The organism is Bacillus sp. ChL18 (genome assembly GCF_026241425.1).
GTDB lineage: Bacteria > Bacillota > Bacilli > Bacillales > Bacillaceae > Bacillus > Bacillus velezensis.
Genome location: NZ_JAPHWE010000003.1, coordinates 255,494 through 273,264 on the forward strand (window position 1 = coordinate 255,494; position 17,771 = coordinate 273,264).

Annotated in this window: 19 protein-coding genes; 15 read left to right on the forward strand and 4 right to left on the reverse strand. The window is 47.5% G+C overall.

Annotated features, from left to right (window positions below; translation table 11 throughout):
* The first annotated feature begins 51 nt into the window (after positions 1 to 51).
* From OQ477_RS17700 to OQ477_RS17735, 8 genes are all read left to right on the forward strand, one after another.
* Positions 52 to 1,674 (forward strand): ATP-binding protein, encoded by a 1,623-nt coding sequence (locus OQ477_RS17700; protein WP_265973385.1) that lies wholly within the window; start codon positions 52 to 54, stop codon positions 1,672 to 1,674.
* Positions 1,649 to 2,320, forward strand: coding sequence for a response regulator (locus OQ477_RS17705; RefSeq protein WP_003156219.1), 672 nt, complete (start codon positions 1,649 to 1,651; stop codon positions 2,318 to 2,320). The genes OQ477_RS17700 and OQ477_RS17705 overlap by 26 nt, the downstream gene beginning before the upstream one ends.
* Before the next feature lie 108 nt (positions 2,321 to 2,428).
* Entirely contained in the window at positions 2,429 to 3,685 is a 1,257-nt protein-coding gene (gene dctP / locus OQ477_RS17710) for a C4-dicarboxylate transporter DctP (protein WP_032872974.1), read from the forward strand.
* A gap of 185 nt (positions 3,686 to 3,870) precedes the next feature.
* Positions 3,871 to 4,920 (forward strand): AI-2E family transporter, encoded by a 1,050-nt coding sequence (locus OQ477_RS17715; RefSeq protein WP_101670016.1) that lies wholly within the window; start codon positions 3,871 to 3,873, stop codon positions 4,918 to 4,920.
* A gap of 101 nt (positions 4,921 to 5,021) precedes the next feature.
* The gene (locus OQ477_RS17720; protein ID WP_265973386.1) at positions 5,022 to 5,948 is read left to right on the forward strand and encodes an ABC transporter ATP-binding protein; all 927 of its coding nucleotides are present in this window, start codon (positions 5,022 to 5,024) and stop codon (positions 5,946 to 5,948) included.
* Positions 5,941 to 6,708 carry an ABC transporter permease gene (locus tag OQ477_RS17725; RefSeq protein WP_007410217.1) on the forward strand — a complete coding sequence of 256 codons (768 nt, stop codon included), beginning with the start codon at positions 5,941 to 5,943 and terminating at the stop codon, positions 6,706 to 6,708. The genes OQ477_RS17720 and OQ477_RS17725 overlap by 8 nt, the downstream gene beginning before the upstream one ends.
* Before the next feature lie 94 nt (positions 6,709 to 6,802).
* On the forward strand, positions 6,803 to 7,138 hold the full coding sequence (locus OQ477_RS17730; RefSeq protein ID WP_032872980.1) for a hypothetical protein: 336 nt from the start codon (positions 6,803 to 6,805) through the stop codon (positions 7,136 to 7,138).
* Positions 7,139 to 7,252: 114 nt separating this feature from the next.
* Entirely contained in the window at positions 7,253 to 8,398 is a 1,146-nt protein-coding gene (locus OQ477_RS17735) for an acyl-CoA dehydrogenase family protein (protein WP_265973387.1), read from the forward strand.
* Between the two features lie 26 nt (positions 8,399 to 8,424).
* On the opposite strand, the gene fbpB is transcribed toward OQ477_RS17735, so the two are convergent.
* Both fbpB and OQ477_RS17745 read right to left on the reverse strand, forming a co-directional pair.
* Entirely contained in the window at positions 8,425 to 8,571 is a 147-nt protein-coding gene (gene fbpB, locus OQ477_RS17740; protein WP_003156206.1) for a Fur-regulated basic protein FbpB, read from the reverse strand.
* On the reverse strand, positions 8,558 to 8,737 hold the full coding sequence (locus tag OQ477_RS17745) for a Fur-regulated basic protein FbpA (protein WP_265973388.1): 180 nt from the start codon (positions 8,735 to 8,737) through the stop codon (positions 8,558 to 8,560). The genes fbpB and OQ477_RS17745 overlap by 14 nt, the downstream gene beginning before the upstream one ends.
* 213 nt (positions 8,738 to 8,950) lie before the next feature.
* On the opposite strand from OQ477_RS17745, the gene OQ477_RS17750 reads away from it, so the two are divergent.
* Positions 8,951 to 9,844, forward strand: coding sequence for a cation diffusion facilitator family transporter (locus OQ477_RS17750; protein ID WP_265973389.1), 894 nt, complete (start codon positions 8,951 to 8,953; stop codon positions 9,842 to 9,844).
* Here the strand turns inward: OQ477_RS17750 and OQ477_RS17755 are convergent.
* Positions 9,841 to 10,158, reverse strand: a complete 318-nt coding sequence (locus OQ477_RS17755; RefSeq protein ID WP_003156200.1) for a thioredoxin family protein — start codon at positions 10,156 to 10,158, stop codon at positions 9,841 to 9,843. The genes OQ477_RS17750 and OQ477_RS17755 overlap by 4 nt on opposite strands.
* Before the next feature lie 153 nt (positions 10,159 to 10,311).
* Here OQ477_RS17755 and OQ477_RS17760 point away from each other — a divergent pair, with 153 nt between their 5' ends.
* From OQ477_RS17760 to OQ477_RS17780, 5 genes are all read left to right on the forward strand, one after another.
* Positions 10,312 to 11,397, forward strand: coding sequence for a D-alanine--D-alanine ligase (locus OQ477_RS17760; RefSeq protein WP_265973390.1), 1,086 nt, complete (start codon positions 10,312 to 10,314; stop codon positions 11,395 to 11,397).
* A gap of 77 nt (positions 11,398 to 11,474) precedes the next feature.
* A complete protein-coding gene (locus tag OQ477_RS17765) occupies positions 11,475 to 12,845 on the forward strand; it encodes a UDP-N-acetylmuramoyl-tripeptide--D-alanyl-D-alanine ligase (RefSeq protein ID WP_265973391.1) in 1,371 nt (456 codons plus the stop codon).
* 330 nt (positions 12,846 to 13,175) lie between these two features.
* Positions 13,176 to 14,660 carry a degradosome RNA helicase CshA gene (gene cshA / locus OQ477_RS17770; RefSeq protein ID WP_015239193.1) on the forward strand — a complete coding sequence of 495 codons (1,485 nt, stop codon included), beginning with the start codon at positions 13,176 to 13,178 and terminating at the stop codon, positions 14,658 to 14,660.
* Positions 14,661 to 14,776: 116 nt separating this feature from the next.
* On the forward strand, positions 14,777 to 15,256 hold the full coding sequence (locus OQ477_RS17775) for a PH domain-containing protein (RefSeq protein ID WP_007410226.1): 480 nt from the start codon (positions 14,777 to 14,779) through the stop codon (positions 15,254 to 15,256).
* Positions 15,246 to 16,712 carry a PH domain-containing protein gene (locus OQ477_RS17780; protein WP_265973392.1) on the forward strand — a complete coding sequence of 489 codons (1,467 nt, stop codon included), beginning with the start codon at positions 15,246 to 15,248 and terminating at the stop codon, positions 16,710 to 16,712. The genes OQ477_RS17775 and OQ477_RS17780 overlap by 11 nt, the downstream gene beginning before the upstream one ends.
* Here the strand turns inward: OQ477_RS17780 and OQ477_RS17785 are convergent.
* A complete protein-coding gene (locus OQ477_RS17785; RefSeq protein ID WP_003156193.1) occupies positions 16,709 to 17,308 on the reverse strand; it encodes a rhomboid family intramembrane serine protease in 600 nt (199 codons plus the stop codon). The two genes, OQ477_RS17780 and OQ477_RS17785, sit on opposite strands and share 4 nt — an antisense overlap.
* Positions 17,309 to 17,400: 92 nt before the next feature.
* Here OQ477_RS17785 and acpS point away from each other — a divergent pair, with 92 nt between their 5' ends.
* Positions 17,401 to 17,766, forward strand: coding sequence for a holo-ACP synthase (gene acpS, locus OQ477_RS17790; protein ID WP_007609580.1), 366 nt, complete (start codon positions 17,401 to 17,403; stop codon positions 17,764 to 17,766).
* Positions 17,767 to 17,771 lie beyond the last annotated feature (5 nt).

Here is a 17,771-nt window from a genome sequence, read left to right on the forward strand (position 1 = left end):
AAGCATAATCGGGCGGGCCGTTTTCGTAAAGAGACGGAAAGGAAGAGGCCAATGACGAAAAAAAAGCTCACCATCCGCTGGAAAATCACCATACTTTCGTATATCGTCGTGCTTTTTACCTTTTTGATCGTCGGCATCGTGCTGATCGGCAATATTCAGCATACAGAGGAGCGCGAGCTGAAAAAACGGCTGATGAATACCGCGCGGACGGTATCTGAGATGACCGATGTCAAACGCGCCCTCGAGCAGAAAAAACAAAGGGATGACGTGCGCCATGCGGTCGAAGAAATAAGGATCATCAATGAAGCGGACTACATCGTCGTCATGGATATGGATCATATCCGCTATTCACATCCCGTCAGCACCATGATCGGAAAGCGTTCAAGGGGTGAGGACGAAGCCGCGGCGTTCGCCGAGCACATTTATTTTTCCGAAGCAAAGGGAGAAATCGGCACCGCCGTCCGCGCTTTTTATCCCATCAAAGACCGGGATTTGAATCAGATCGGCGTCGTTCTGGCCGGTAAAACGCTGCCCGGATTCGGTGAAATTCTTCTTCAGCTGAAACATGAAATACTGTTTATCGTTCTGCTGGCGCTCGGGTTCGGACTGGCCGGCTCCTTTTTGCTGGCCCGCCACATCAAAAAACAAATGTTTTGGCTGGAGCCCCATGAGATCGTGAGAATGTATGAGGAACGGACCGCTACGTTTCATTCAATGAATGAGGGCGTCATCGCGATCGATAACCAGCATCACATCACCATTTTTAATGAAAAAGCGAAGCAGATATTCAATGTCAGACAAGAGACCGATGGCAGGCTGATCTGGGACGTGTTAAAAGATTCCCGCCTCCCTGAGATCGTCGAGCGGAACCGAGCCGTATATAATGAAGAAATCCAAGTCAGCGGAAAGGTGATCATGAGCAGCAGAATTCCGATCGTCATGAAAAAGAAGGTCATCGGAGCCGTCGCCATTTTTCAGGACAGGACGGAAGCGGCGAAAATGGCGGAAGAACTGACCGGCGTGAAAAATTTTGTCGATGCGCTCAGAGTTCAAAATCATGAACATATGAACAAGCTTCACACCATCGCGGGACTGATTCAGCTCGGAAAATCAGAAAAAGCGCTCCAGCTTGCTTTTAAGGAATCATCAGAACAAGAAAGCGTCACCGATTTTCTTCATCAGGCCATTCAGAATGACGCTGCGGCGGGGCTGTTGTTAAGCAAAATCAAAAGAGGAAAAGAGCTTGGCATCTCTGTGAAAATTGATGAAAACAGCAGTTTCTCGGCATTTCCGGAGCATGTCGACCAGCATGACATCGTCGTCCTGCTCGGCAATTTAATTGAAAATGCGTTCGGCGCATTCGAAACAGCGGACACGGAGGACAAACATATTGACATCAGTATCGAGCAAAATGATGAGGTGCTTGCTATATTAATAGAAGACAACGGAAGCGGGATTTCCGATCAGCACATCCCGCACCTTTATGACAAAGGGTTTACCGTCAATAAAACGGGAGGAACGGGATACGGCTTGTACCTCGTCAAACAAATCGTCGACAAAGGGATGGGCGTCATTGAAGTCGACACACGGCAGGGACAGGGAACGGCATTTTCTATTTTATTTCCGATGAAGGGGGAGGAATCATTCGATGGACATCAAGGTGCTGCTTATTGAAGATGATCCGATGGTGCAGGAGGTGAATAAAGAATTTATCACCGGTGTTTCAGGGTTCAGCGTCATCGCCACGGCCGCCGACGGAGACGAGGGAATCAGGCTTATAAAAGATCTGCGGCCCGGGCTCGTGGTATTAGACGTATACATGCCGAAAAAAGACGGAATTAAAACGCTCCAGGAAATCAGAAAACAAAAGCTCGAAGTGGACGTCATCATCGTCTCGGCCGCAAAAGACAAAGAAACAATCCAGCTTATGCTGCAGAACGGTGCGGCCGACTATATTTTGAAGCCGTTTAAGCTGGAGCGGATGAGACAGGCGCTCGAAAACTATAAACAATATAAACGGAAAATTGAAGAGCATGACACCATGTCGCAGGAGCAGCTTGACATGCTGCTTAAAATTCCGCAAAATCCGTCCAGGGATCTGCCGAAGGGGTTAAATCATTTTACGATGAATGAAATTTTGACCTATATGAAACAGCAGACGGAGCCGCTTTCAGCTGAAGAAGCCGCCAAAGCGCTCGGGATCGCCAGGGTGACAGCGCGGCGTTATCTTGATTTTCTTGAGAAAGACGGCCAGATTAAGCTCGACATTCAATACGGGGGAGTGGGCCGGCCGGTTAACCGCTACAAATTTGTCCGCTAGCCGAGACCAAAAAGACCAAAATGTCCGTTATGATCATAAGCTTCCCCTCTTTGTATGAAAACGCTATCATTCTCGTATAGACGCAGCGAGAGGCAAGGGGGAGTAGGGATGAAAATTTTCAAAAATCTTACGGTGCAGGTCATCACGGCGGTGATCATCGGCGTCATTGTCGGACTCGTATGGCCTGAGGCCGGGAAGCAGATGAAGCCGCTCGGCGATACATTTATCAATGCGGTAAAAATGATTATCGCACCGATCATATTCCTGACGATCGTGCTCGGCATCGCCAAGATGGGAGACATGAAAAAAGTCGGCAAAGTCGGGGGAAAAGCATTTATTTATTTTGAAGTCGTGACCACCATCGCCCTTATTATCGGACTTCTGGTCGTCAATATCATGAAACCCGGTGAGGGCCTTGATTACAGCAAGCTTGAAAAAGGGGATGTCTCTCAGTACACCCAAAACGGGGGACAGGGGATTGACTGGATTGAGTTTATCACTCACATCGTTCCGTCAAATATGGTTGACGCTTTCGCAAAAGGCGACATTCTTCAGGTCTTATTCTTTTCTGTTTTATTCGGTGTCGGCCTGGCGGCGCTCGGTGAAAGAGGCAAAAGCATTATTGATTTCTTTGATAAACTGTCGCACGTTTTTTTCAAAATCATCGGCTACATCATGCGCGCGGCGCCGATCGGCGCATTCGGGGCCATGGCCTATACGATCGGGCACTTCGGCCTTGATTCCATCAAGCCGCTGGCGAGTCTGATGCTGTCTGTATACGTTACGATGTTCCTGTTTGTATTTGTCGCTTTGAATATCATTTGCAAACTATTCGGTTTCAGCTTGTGGAACTATCTCCGTTTTATTAAAGATGAACTGCTCATCGTTCTCGGCACAAGCTCTTCTGAGTCCGTCCTTCCGCGGATGATGGATAAAATGGAGCGTTACGGCTGTTCCAAATCGGTTGTCGGCCTTGTCATTCCGACGGGATATTCTTTTAACCTTGACGGCACCTCGATTTATCTTTCAATGGCGACGGTTTTTCTGGCGCAGGTGTTCGGCGTTGACCTTACCATCGGCCAGCAGGTTACGATCATTCTCGTGCTGATGCTGACATCAAAAGGCGCGGCGGGCGTAACCGGAAGCGGATTTATCGTACTCGCCTCCACTTTATCGGCGCTTCAGGTTATCCCGCTGGAGGGACTGGCGCTGCTCCTCGGCGTTGACCGCTTTATGAGTGAAGGAAGGGCGATCGTCAACCTGATCGGAAACGGAATCGCCACCATCATCGTAGCCAAGAGCGAAAATGAGTTTGACGAAACGAAAAGCACACAGGCCGTAAAAGAAATGAAAACGGCGGTATAAAAGGAAAGGAACGGCATGCATCGGGCATGCCGTTCTTTTTTTCGGCCTCCATGAGTAAAAAAGATAAATTTGTTTAAATTTATTAGGAGGTGGACAAAGACCTTAGCGTCATTTTGTTATATAATTTACAATTAGAGAGTGAAAGATGAAATCTAAGGGCTTTTTGTCCTAGCAGGAGTGTATAAATGGCGGCTATTTTTAAATTTTTTCAGCATCCGGGTGTCAGACGTTTTTCCGTTTTTCTTGTTTTGACTGGGGTGTTAGTTGTATTCCGAAGTATGATTAATTTGATTTTGCTTACGTTTATTTTTACTTTTCTGATGGATCGGCTGGAGACTGTCATCCGGCACGTGTTGAACCATTTTTTCCGGATCAGCCAGAGGGTGGTCATCACCGTTTTATATATTGCGCTGGCTGTCGGGGCGACTGTCGGAGGCTTTGTCTTTTACCCGATTGTTGCCAAGCAGATTGAACAGCTGATTAAGCAGATCAAGCACATCGCGTATCATCCCGATGTCATTCCGTTTTATGATGAGATATCGAGCGTGTTCGGCGATATCAATATCGGTTCCTATGTAAAAGAAGGTTTTAATGTACTGTATACATACTTGGCCGATATCAGCACTTTCGGTTTGCAGGTCGTGATGTCACTGATTCTCAGCATGTTTTTCCTGTTCGAGAAAAAGCGGCTCACGGAGTTTATGAAAAAATTTCAGCACAGCAAGCTGTCTGTTTTTTACTACGAACTTGCTTATTTCGGCAGCAAGTTTGCGAGAACATTCGGCAAAGTGCTTGAAGCCCAATTTATTATCGCGCTGGTGAACTGTATCCTCACCTTGATCGCATTGGCGATTCTGCATTTTCCGCAGCTGTTCGGCCTGTCCATCATGGTCTTTTTCCTCGGGCTCATTCCCGTGGCGGGTGTGGTGATTTCGCTCATTCCGCTCAGCATCATCGCGTATACGACGGGCGGCGCAGCGTATGTCATCTACATCGTGCTGGTCATTTTCGTCATTCATGCGATTGAGACGTACTTCCTTAATCCGAAACTGATGTCAGCGAAAACGGAACTGCCGATCTTTTTTACCTTTACGGTTCTGATTTTCTCGGAACATTTCTTCGGTATCTGGGGCTTGATTATCGGAATTCCGATTTTTGTGTTCCTGCTTGATATTCTGGATGTCGTCAATAATGAAGAGAAGGAAAAAAAAGGACCGGTCCCGGATAAGACATAACGTCGGCTCCGGCTCTTCACGAATATATGACTAATGTTATAATGCAGACAGTGCCTATGTACGGGCACTGTTTATTTTTTGTGAAAAAGGAGGAAGGCTGTATGACTGAGCCGATTTTACATATTGAAGGCCTTGACAAAACAATAGGCAAAAAGCACATTTTAAAAAACATCAGCATGGATGTCAGGCAGGGCGAGATCATCGGTTTGCTCGGTCCGAACGGGTCGGGAAAAACTACACTTATCCGAATCATCGTCGGTCTTTTAAAGAAAAACAGCGGCACGATTACAATTAACGGCTTTCAGCACGATGCTGATTTCGAAAAAGCGCTTGAATCCGTCGGAGCGATCGTGGAAAATCCTGAATTCTACCCGTACCTGACGGGGTGGGAAAACCTGAAGCACTTTGCCAACATGCACAAAAACATCAAAGAGGACAGGCTTCAGGAAGTCATCGAGCGGGTCGGGCTCACCAATGCCGTTCATGACAAAGTTAAAACGTATTCCCTTGGCATGCGTCAGCGTCTCGGGATTGCGCAGGCCATTCTTCACCGTCCGAATATGCTCATTTTAGATGAACCGACAAACGGGCTTGATCCCGGCGGAATGAAGGATTTCCGCGATCACTTAAAGGAACTCGCGGAGCTTGAAGGGACGAGCATCCTTTTTGCGACGCATTTATTGCGTGAAGTGGAGGACCTTTGCGACCGTGTCATCATCATTCAAAAAGGTGAGATCAAAACAGAGGTTGTTCTGCGCGGCGCTGAGGAAAAAGAAGAAAAAGCCGTCCTCGACATTCAGCCGGCTGACGAAGCATTCGAATGGCTGTCAGAACAGCAATTTGCTCCGGAGAAAAACGGCGGGGGCATTACCGTCACCGTAGCGAAGAAGGACATCCCGGCATTAAACCGTGCGCTCGTCGGACAAGACTTTCTCGTGTATTCCATCATGCCGTATGCGGAATCGCTGGAGGATGAATTCATGAAAGTGACGACGGCGCTTCAAGAGGAGGGGGAGACGAATGTTTAAATTGACAGCGAATGAGCATATGAAGCTCTTTAACCGAAAAGTCTCATTAGTGGCGCTGATTCTGATGGCCGTTCTCCAATTTATTATGGCGCTTGTCATTAAACGGCTTGTCATCAGTTCCGGAACGGATGAGAATTTCATCGGCTATATGGCGTACGCGCCCGGGCTGAATATTCTGCTTGAGGCGTTAACAATCGTGATCGCGGCAACGATCATTTCCGCTGAATTTGATAAGAAAACGATCAAATTTCTGTTAATCCGCCCGGTAAAGCGGGAGCGGATTTTTGTATCTAAACTCATTACCGTATTTTTGGTCAGCTTGTACCTGTATGCGGCGTACTATATTCTGTCTCTGCTGTTCGGCATGGCTTTCTTCGGCGTGTCGGTGACATCTGAATCAGGGACGCTTCTTATGAACACCCTGAAAGTAATCGGCACGAACTGGGTCGAGGCGTTTGCGATGGCATGTTTTGGCTTGTTGTGTTCTTCTGTATTCCGAAACAGCGCAACGGCCGTCATTTTGTCATTTATCGTGCTGTACGGCGCAAAATCACTCGTGACGATTATGTCGCTCTTCCAAAACAAATGGGGAAGTTTTCTGCTGTTCGCAAATACTGACTTGACGCAATATATGAGCGGGGCGAAACCGCTGTTTGCGGGAATGACGCCGTTATTTTCCGCAGGCATTATCATTATCCATATCGTATTCTTCTTAGCCGTCGCTTGGTGGAGCTTTTGCAAACGCGATGTTCGGGTATAAAGTAAAGGAATGACATTTTTGTGAAAAAGATCACGATAAATCAATAATTTATGCTATTTTGATTTATAATAAAGGTAATGACGGAGGTGCTCACTTGAGAAATTTTATTACCGCATTACCGATTGTGTTATTGCTTGGTTTTTCCTTTGTGTCATTCATGTTCCAATTCGAACATCTTGTTTATTTCAGACTTGCGCTGGGATTGTTTTCTACAGTGGGGCTGTTTCTCTTATATAAATTGAAGACGGGATTCCGTTATTTCATCATCTACCTGTATGCAAGCTGGATCGTGCTTGCGGCGGTTACCGCGTTTGAAGAGCCGATTTTTTCAAGCTTTTTCTTTGGCGGGCTTGTGATGACGATGGGTTATCTCACATATATGCTGATTTATCTCGGGCTCAAGCAGGACCGCGGCCCGGAAGCAGTCTGAACGCGCTATTCCATGGAATAGCGTGTTTTTTTATACAGCCTCACAGTTGCGAAACGAGACTTGAATCTCTATAATACTTATTAACTTTATCGGAATTATAATGGGGGGATTCCAGTGTCTTTATGGATACAGAATGAACGGCAGAGGGAATGGATGGAAAAAATCGGCCTGCTTGCAGACGAATTTCAAACAACAGCCGCGCTTGATGATGAGGCGGGCCGTTTTCCCGTGGAGAAAATTCAAAGACTGCGCGACGCAGGATATACGGCATTAACGGTACCTGAGGCATTCGGCGGTGCAGGCATTTCCGTTTATGATATGGTGCTGTTTCAGGAACGGCTGGCGCGGGGAGACGCGGCCGTTGCTCTCGGAATCGGCTGGCATTTATCCGTCATGGGTGAGCTCGGAGAAGGAAACAGCTGGGATGAAGATGTCTTTTCATTTATCACAGAAGAGGTGAAAAAGGGAGCTGTCCTGAACAGGGCAGCGACGGAACGGCAGACCGGCAGTCCGACGAGGGGAGGAAGACCCGGCACCTCCGCTGTCAAAAAAGACGGAAAATGGGTGCTGAACGGCCGAAAAACCTTTACAACCCTTTCGTTGACGTTAGATTATATGCTTGTGACGGCATGGATTGAAGAAAAACAAACGACCGGTGTTTTTCTCATTCATAAAGATCAGGCAGGCGTCTCGGTCGAAGAAACATGGGATATGATTGCCATGAAGGCGACCGGAAGCCATGATCTCCTTTTAGATCATGTCACGCTCAGTGACGAGCGGCTTGTGGAGCTTATCAGCGGGCCGAGGGCGGCGAAAGTGAATGGCTGGCTGCTTCACATTCCCGCTGCTTATCTGGGTATCGCTCAAGCGGCAAGGGACTATGCCGTCCGGTTTGCATCCGAATATTCGCCGAACAGCCTGAACGGACCGATTAAAGACGTGCCGGCCGTTCAGCAGCGTGTCGGGGAAATGGAGCTTGAATTGTTAAAAGCGAGACAGTTTCTCTTCACGGCGGCGCAAATGTATGATGACCCGAAACGCCGCCCTTTCATCAAAAGCGAGCTCGGCGCCGCAAAACATATTGTGACAAATGCCGTCCTTTCTGTTGTTGATAAAGCAATGAGAATCACCGGCGCAAAAAGCCTGGAGCGAAACAATCCGCTCCAGCGGTATTATCGGGATGCCCGGGCCGGCCTTCACAATCCGCCGATGGACGATGCGGTCATCGGCAAATTAGCGGCGGAAGCCTTTGAGCAATAAAAAAAAGAGCCTGAAAAAGGCTCTTTTTATGTATGGCTGTTGTGCCGGAGCAGTTTTTGATGCTTGCGGTCAATTCTGTCATAGATCACATTCATCAGCTTTTGATTATTCATAATGGCCGCCTTGTTTTCTTTTATCAGCTGTTCGTATGTTTTTATTTTACGTTTCGCCATGAACCCGCACCTTCCTAACATATTTGTATTCGCTTTCTAATTCTCCGAGCGATAATTCATATAAATGCCGTTCCGACTTTTTGTATATTCCGTTATTGATCAGCAAATGGATCAGATGTTTTTTTCGTCCTTCAACTGATGATCTGAGCTGAGGAGAAGACCTCATGATTACCCTCCTAATCAAATGATATTGAGAATCATTATCAATTAATGAAATTATACAATGGGCATATTCATATGTAAAGGAAAAATACCGCCAATTTTTCGACAAAAAGTTTCCCGGGGAATAATGCTGTCGAATATTGCATTTGCTCAGATCAAAGCTGCTATTTTTCCGCTTTTCCATCCATACTATGAATGAGAATGGAGGAGTCCTTACATGAATGATCAAACGGCAAACTTAAAACGGGGTGAGAAAGGCGCGATTCTTAATATCGCCGCGTACCTCATCCTTGCCGCCGTCAAACTGGTGATCGGTCTTATTTATCATTCCGAAGCGCTCCGAGCGGACGGTTTAAATAATGCCACGGATATTGTCGCATCACTGGCTGTGCTGATCGGGCTCCGGATTTCCCAGCGCCCCGCGGACAGTGATCATGCTTACGGACATTATCGGGCTGAAACAATTTCTTCATTAATTGCGTCTTTTATTATGATGGCGGTCGGTATTGAAGTGCTGATCGGAGGAGCAAAGGCGATTGTCAGCGGAACGGAGGCCGAGCCGAGCTTCATTGCGGCATGGACGGCGCTCGGAAGCGCGATTGTAATGTACGGCATGTATGTATATAACAGCCGTCTTGCGAATCGGGTTAAAAGTTCTGCGCTTCATGCGGCGGCGAAAGACAGCCGTTCTGACGCCTATGTCAGTATTGGGGCGTTTATAGGCGTCTTAACGGCCAGGCTTCATCTGCCGTGGATTGATCCGGTCATTGCTTTTCTGATCGGAATCATCATCTGTAAGACGGCATGGGACATCTTCAAAGATGCTTCCCACTCATTGACGGACGGGTTTGATCTGAAAGATTTGGAGCCGTATAAACACACGGTGAAAGAAATAAAAGAGGTCAGCAGGCTGAAGGATGTGAAAGCAAGGTATTTGGGGAGCACGGTTCATGTGGAAATGGTCATTACGGTAGATCCGGGACTGTCAGTGAAAGAAGGCCATGAAGTAGCCGATGCAGTCGAGTATGCAATAAAACATGAACATGATGTGACTCATGTCCATGTTCATGTAGAGCCTGAAGTCATAAACAAAGATCGTGAAACGAATTAAATATGCTGTGATAAAAACTCTGTGACTTCTTCGGGCGTTTTCGCGTTTGCGCTGTGAAGATGCGCTTTCTTTTCACCGTTTTTAAAGATCAGAAGGCTCGGTATGCCCATTACCTGATATTTGTCGGCAAGCTCAGGGAGCTCGTCTCTGTTCAGCTCATACCAATCATTTTGATTATATTCTTCCAAAATATCGCCGATGAACATATTCATGCGCGTGCAGTCAGGGCACCAGTCAGCGAAAAATTTCACGATGATTTCCTTGTCGGATTGAATAAGTTCATTAAATTGTTCTGTTGTACTGATTTTTTTCATATGACACATCTCCTTTTCCATGCCATTTTAATATAAAATAAAAAGGAATTACATACAAATGCTTTCATATTCAGAATGCCCAAAAATAATTAGATCATTTTCTGAGGAAAGTGATAAGATAGTAAAGATGAATTGTTGTGGGGGGAATATCCATTGAAAACAAGTCTAGGATTGGTGTACGGCGGAAAGTCAGCCGAACACAATGTATCGCTGCAGACAGCATTAGCTGTAACAAAAGCGCTTAATACTGAGAAGTTTGATATACATCCGATTTACATCACTGAAAAAGGAGAATGGCAAAGAGGCCCGCTGCTGACTGAGCCGGTTTCCAACGTGAAAATGCTTCAGCTGGAACAAAACGGTGAAAGTTTCGCTCTATCAGCATTGAACCGGGAAATGTTTCCTGAAGCGTCGCCTGACGAAAAGGCGCCGATCGATGTCGTATTTCCGCTTCTGCACGGACCGAACGGTGAAGACGGCACCATTCAGGGTCTGCTGGAATTGCTGAACGTTCCTTATGTCGGCAACGGGGTGCTTGCATCATCAGCCGGCATGGATAAAGTCATCATGAAGCATTTGTTCGCTCAAGCGGGGCTTCCGCAGGCGAAGTACGCCGCTTTCTTAAAAAAGGACTGGAAACAGACGCCGGACAGCTGCTTACAGCAGGTTGAAGAGGAGCTGGGATATCCGTGCTTCGTCAAACCGGCGAACCTCGGATCAAGCGTCGGAATCAGCAAATGCCGAAATCGCGAAGAGCTTGAAAAAGCCTTCGAACTGGCTTTTGAGTATGATCGGAAAATTGTGGTGGAAGAAGGAATCGCCGGAAGAGAAATCGAAATCGGCGTACTCGGAAATGACGAACCGAAATGCTCCGCCGTCGGTGAAATCGCGCCGAAAACCGGCTTTTACGATTACAAGGCGAAATATGAAGACGGCGACACGGATTTAATGATTCCCGCGCAAGTGACGGATGAACAATATGCGGAAATCAGCGAGATGGCGATTAAAGCCTTCAAAGCGATTGACGGATCAGGCCTTGTCCGCGCCGATTTCTTCCTGACCAATGACGGTCAAGTGCTCATTAACGAAGTGAACACAATGCCGGGCTTTACGCCATTCAGCATGTTCCCGCTGCTTTGGAAAGAAGCAGGCGTAGATTACAGTGATCTGATCGAACAGCTGGTTGAGCTGGCAAAAGAACGCCATGCCGAAAAACAGCTGATTAAACATACATTTTAATGAAGACGGACACTGCCTAAAAGGGGCAGTGTCTTTTCCCGTAACAGACAACATTTTCAGAAAGCGAGGTGCCACCTTTGATAAAGCGAACTGTAAAGCGAATCGCAGACATGGTCAAAGGCACACTGACAAATCCCGTATTTGAACAAACAATGATTGAGGGCGCCGCAACCGATACGCGGACTTTGGAAAAAAATCAGCTGTTCATTCCTTTAAAAGGCGAGCATTTTAACGGCCACACCTTTGTGCCGCAAGCATTCGAAAAAGGCGTTTCCGCGGTGTTGTGGGACCGCTCTGAACCGAATCCGCCGGAAGAGCGTGCTGTCATCCTGGTCGATGACACGCTGGAGGCGCTGCAAACATTGGCAAAAGCTTATTTGGAAGAGCTCGGCACACGGGTTATCGGGGTGACCGGGAGCAACGGAAAAACGACAACGAAAGACATGCTGCACGCCGTTCTCGGCACGCAGTACCGCGTTCACAAAACCGCCGGCAATTTCAACAATCATATCGGCCTGCCGCTGACTGTGCTTGCCATGCCTGAAGATACAGAAATCGCCGTTTTAGAAATGGGAATGAGCGCGAGGGGCGAAATTGATTTTCTGAGCCGTCTTGCTGAACCGGAAGCTGCCGTCATTACCAATATCGGCGAATCCCACATGCAGGATTTAGGCTCAAGAGAAGGAATTGCGGAGGCGAAACTTGAAATTATAAACGGACTTCGGGAAGACGGCGTTCTGTTTTATTTCGGGGATGAGCCGCTGCTCCGCCAAAAGGCGTACACTTGCCGGACAACGACATACGGCGCAGGCGCGGACAATGATCTCTGCCTGAAAGAAATAAAACAGGCGGAAGAAGGCACGTACTTCAATATCGACGGAATCGACCGTTCTTTCTTTATTCCCGTTCTCGGCAGACATAATGTGATGAATGCCATGGCCGCATACGCCGCCGGCATCTATTTCGGCATTACGCCGGAAAATGCCGCTCTGGGACTGAGCCGCCTGAAGGTGACGGGGATGAGATTGGAACTGGTCAAAACGGACAACGGCATCTCGATCGTAAACGACGCGTATAATGCGAGCCCGACGTCAATGAAAGCGGCGGTCGAATTAATCGAAACGATGAAAGGCTATCGGAAGAAAATGCTCGTGCTCGGTGATATGCTTGAACTTGGTGATGAAGAAAAAGCATTCCACGAAGAATGCGGAGCTGCGATCAATCCGGCGGAAATCGACCATGTATTTACTTACGGCACACTCGGCGCATTCATCGCTGACGGAGCGCGCCGGCATTTTGAAGAAGGGCGCGTCAGCCATTATCTTGACAAAAAAGAACTGCTTCACGCCATACAGGAAATGGCCGCTTCCGGCGATCTCCTTCTGTTTAAAGCATCGAGAGGTATGAAGCTCGAAGAAATCGTTAAAGATTTATTAGAGAAGAACTGAAAAAATACTGATCAGCATTATAAAAATATACAAAAATGAAGAAACTAATTCATGGTGAAATAATTCTGTCCGTATGAAAAAGAAAGACCGCCGGCTGGGAAATCCCGTCCGGCGCGGGGGCCGGCCTCGTTCGCGGGAAGAATCCGGTCAGGCCGCTTCCGGCCGCCTGACCATCTCGCCTTATTGAAAAACACATAGTGTAATGGTAAGATTAAACGTAAAGTAATTCGGGCTTTGTATACGTATGATCCTGTCCTTTGGATGAAAGGGCGGTTTTTAGTGGTAAATCACGACATTACTGAAACAGCAATCAGAAGGAGTTTGAATAATTTGACTATAACGTTTCAAGATTTCCAATTAAGTTCTGATCTCATGAAATCAATCAATCGTATGGGATTTGAAGAAGCAACACCGATCCAGGCACAAACGATTCCGCTCGGACTTTTAAATAAAGATGTCATCGGACAAGCGCAAACAGGTACAGGTAAAACAGCTGCGTTCGGTATACCCCTTGTTGAAAAAATGAACCCCGAGTCTCCTAATATTCAAGCAATCGTAATCGCGCCAACCCGTGAATTAGCCATTCAAGTATCTGAAGAGTTATATAAAATCGGACAAGATAAGCGTGCGAAAGTACTGCCTATTTACGGCGGCCAGGATATCGGACGTCAGATCCGCGCATTGAAGAAAAACCCGCATATCATCGTAGGTACGCCGGGGCGTCTTCTTGACCATATCAACCGCCGCACGATCCGTTTAAACAACGTGAACACGGTTGTCATGGATGAGGCTGATGAAATGCTGAACATGGGATTCATTGATGACATTGAATCCATTCTCTCAAACGTGCCGAGCGACCACCAAACGCTCTTATTCTCAGCAACAATGCCTGCGCCGATCAAACGGATCGCAGAGCGTTTCATGACTGAGCCGGAACACGTAAAAGTAAAAGCGAAAGAAATGACTGTGTCCAACATTCAGCAGTTCTACTTGGAAGTGCAGGAGCGCAAAAAATTCGATACGCTGACTCGTCTTCTTGACATTCAGTCTCCGGAACTTGCGATCGTATTCGGACGTACAAAACGCCGTGTCGATGAGCTTGCTGAAGCCCTGAACCTTCGCGGATATGCGGCTGAAGGAATTCACGGCGACTTAACGCAGGCGAAACGTATGGTTGCGCTTCGTAAATTTAAAGAAGGTGCGATCGAAGTGCTTGTAGCGACTGACGTTGCCGCCCGCGGACTTGATATCTCAGGCGTTACCCACGTTTACAACTTTGACGTGCCTCAAGATCCTGAAAGCTACGTTCACCGTATCGGAAGAACGGGCCGTGCAGGAAAAACGGGTATGGCGATGACGTTTATCACACCGCGAGAGAAAAGCATGCTTCGCGCGATTGAACAAACGACAAAACGCAAAATGGACCGCATGAAAGAGCCGACGCTTGACGAAGCATTAGAAGGACAGCAGCAGGTGACGGTTGACCGTCTGCGCACGGCGATCAGCGAAAACAACCTGAACTTCTACATGACGGCAGCTGCGGAATTGTTAGAAGATCATGATGCAGTGACAGTTGTGGCTGCAGCCATTAAAATGGCGACAAAAGAGCCGGACAGCACGCCTGTACGCCTCACTGATGAAGCGCCGATGGTCAGCAAACGCTATAAAAACCAGCGTACTTCTAAGCGCAGAGACGGCCAAGGCGGCGGCTACCGCGGCGGCAAAGGGAAAACCAACAACCGTTCTTCCTACGATAAAAAACGCTCAAGCGACCGCCGTTCTTCAGGTGACAGACGCCAGAAAAAATCATACTAAAACACAGGAAGCGGACCCTTTTACGGGGTCCGCTTTTTTTTGATATGCCGGAAAGTGAATCTTTTTTGCAAATCAGCCGTATTTGTATGTATGATAAAAAATGGGAGGTAGCTATGTTGAGAGCACAGCCAAAAAATCGAATCAGTCCAAGCGGCTTAAAAGTCTGGCGTCTTCAGGAAATCATCCTGTCCGCTTTCTGTCTTCTGGCCGTTATAGCAGCAGCTGTTTTAAGCCATTTCTTCCATTGGCCGTATTGGATCACCGGAGTCCTCGGCATCATTTGGATATTCGGTTCAGTGATATCCGTCTATGCCATACCGAAAATCAGGCACAGGATCTGGCGCTATGAAGTCCATGAAAATGAAATTGATATTCAATCCGGCATTTTTATTGTCAAACGGGTCATTGTGCCGATGGTGAGGGTGCAGCACGTAGATACTTCACAAGGCCCGCTCCTCAGAAGGTACCGTCTGGCCTCAGTCAAAATCTCCACGGCGGCAACCGTTCATTCCATTCCGGCGCTTGATATGGAGGAAGCTGACCGGCTGAGGGATTCCATTTCCCGTCTGGCAAGGGTGACGGAAGATGATGTCTGAGCCGAAACGTCTGCACCCGGCGGCCGTGATTTTGAACTTATTCCATATTATTATCGAAACCATTAAAAACATTATTCTGCCATTTTTTCTCGTCTATATTGTTAATTCCAACCACTTCATCCGCTTTTACGGAGGCATTGCGCTCGCCGTCCTGCTTATCTGGCTGATTACGGCAAGTGTGATCGAGTGGAGAAAGTTTACATACCGGATTGAGGACGGAGAATTCAGAATTGAAGAAGGCTTGTTTTTTACGAAAAAGAGATACATCTCCATTGACCGGATTCAATCAATGAATACGAGTGCCGGCATCATTCAGCAGCTTTTTAAGCTTGTTAAGCTTCAAATCGAAACGGCCGGCGACGGGAAAAACGCCGAGGCCGTCTTATCCGCCATTACTGTGGAAGAGGCGGAACGGATCAGAGTGGCTGTTTTTCAGCAAAAAGCGGAGCAAGAAGAACGAGGGGAGACCGAAGCAGAGCAGGAGCCGATGCGCGGGGAAGATGTGCAATCCGTTTACCGCCTGTCTGTGGGTGAGCTGCTTATGGCCGCCTCAACATCCGGGGGAATCGGTGTCATCATCTCAGCAGTATTCGCCCTCTTTTCTCAGATTGATGAAGTACTTCCGATGGACTGGCTCTATGACAGGTTCTCCTTTCTCAAGCATGCGAGCATCGGCATATACGCCGTGATCATTTTCATAGGATTGTTCATCGCCTGGCTGTTAAGCATCGCCGGTATGATGATCAAGCATGCCAACTTTAAGATAGAAAAAAAAGAACACGAATTGGTCATTACCAGAGGAATTATTGAAAAGCATCAAGTGACGATCCCGCTTCGTAAAATCCAAGCCATTAAAATGAAAGAAAATGTGATCAGGCAATTATTCGGATACGCGACGGTTGCGATTGTCAGCGCCGGCAGTGCGGGGAATGAGAAAGAAGGAGCACAGACGATTCTGTTTCCGATCATCCGCAAATCAAAGCTCGGTGTGATGCTGAACGGTTTCACACCGGATTACGTGCTGGAAGAAAACCGGAATCATTTGCCGAAAAGGGCGCTGCGCCGGTATTTATTCCGATCCATAATCTTCTCGGTTTTCGTGATCATCCCGCTTTGTATTCTGTTTAAACCGTGGGGATATGCATCGCTCCTTGTGCTTCCCGTCGAAATAGTGCTTGGATATGCCTCGTTTAGGACAGCGTCATGGTGCATAAACGGCGGCAGGCTTCAGATCACCACGAGGCTTATCGGGAAGACGACCACGATAATGCTGAGAAGAAGAATGCAGATGTTTGAAGTCAGCCGCTCCTTTCTGCAAAAAAGAAGGCGGCTCGCATCTGTGGCTACCGCAGTGAAATCAGCTCACCACATGGAGCATGTCATGCTGAAGGATGTCAGCGAGGAAGATGCCGAACGCATCGGGCGCTGGTATTCATATGAAAAAGCGGACGGTTAATACCGCCGCTTTTTTTGCTGCACGCATAAAAAGGAAAGCAAAAATCCGCCTGCCAGTCCGAACAAATGCGCCATAATGTTAATATTAGAGTTGATAAACGTCGACAGCACCGCGATGATAAGCAGGGTCATAATCATTTTCGACTGATCCCGGCCGATCAGCTCCTTGCGGAAAACAGTCAAAAACACATACACGCCGAAAAGTCCGAAGATCGCGCCGGATGCGCCGACATGCACATAATCAAGCGGTTCGGCAAGATACGTGCCGATATTGCCGATGATGCCCGATGCGATGTACACAATCAGAAAACGGACTTTTCCGAGCATCTGCTCAAGCGGGGGCGCGAATAAAAAGAGAGACATGGAGTTAAACAAAAGGTGAGTGAAATTCGCGTGTAAAAACATCGGTGTCACCAGCCGCCACCATTCTCCCGAGGAAACGCCGTAATTATAGCCGGTCACAGCATCTGACCACATCATGACGGAATGAAGCGGCATACTGAAAAACAGCCACAAGAACGCCTGCAGCGCCAAGATACAGCTGACGGCCGGATAACGTCTGATAAAAGTCTGGAAATTTTCCGTTCGTATAAACATCGCAAGCCCCTTTGCATCTGATTTGTTACATATATAGTAACACGTTTATGACATAAACCGTTTTTTAGTACGGACTTTTAGGAGGAATTCACATGATTTTCGGAATCGGAATCGACATCGTTGAACTGCACAGAATTGAAAACATGCTCAGCCGGCAGGCGAGGTTTCCGCAAAGAATATTGACGGAGGCTGAATACGCCCGTTTTACATTGCTGTCGGACAAAAGGAAAATTGAATTTCTCGCGGGAAGATTTGCGGCAAAAGAAGCTTTTTCGAAAGCATACGGCACAGGTATCGGCAAAGAGCTCAGCTTTCAGGATATTGAAACCGGAAACGACACGGCGGGAAAGCCTGTGCTGGCCTGCGCCAAGCTTGACGGCGCGGCGGTTCACGTCTCCATTACCCATACAAAAGAATACGCCGCGGCACAGGTCGTGATTGAAAGGTTGTCACGCTAGTCTGC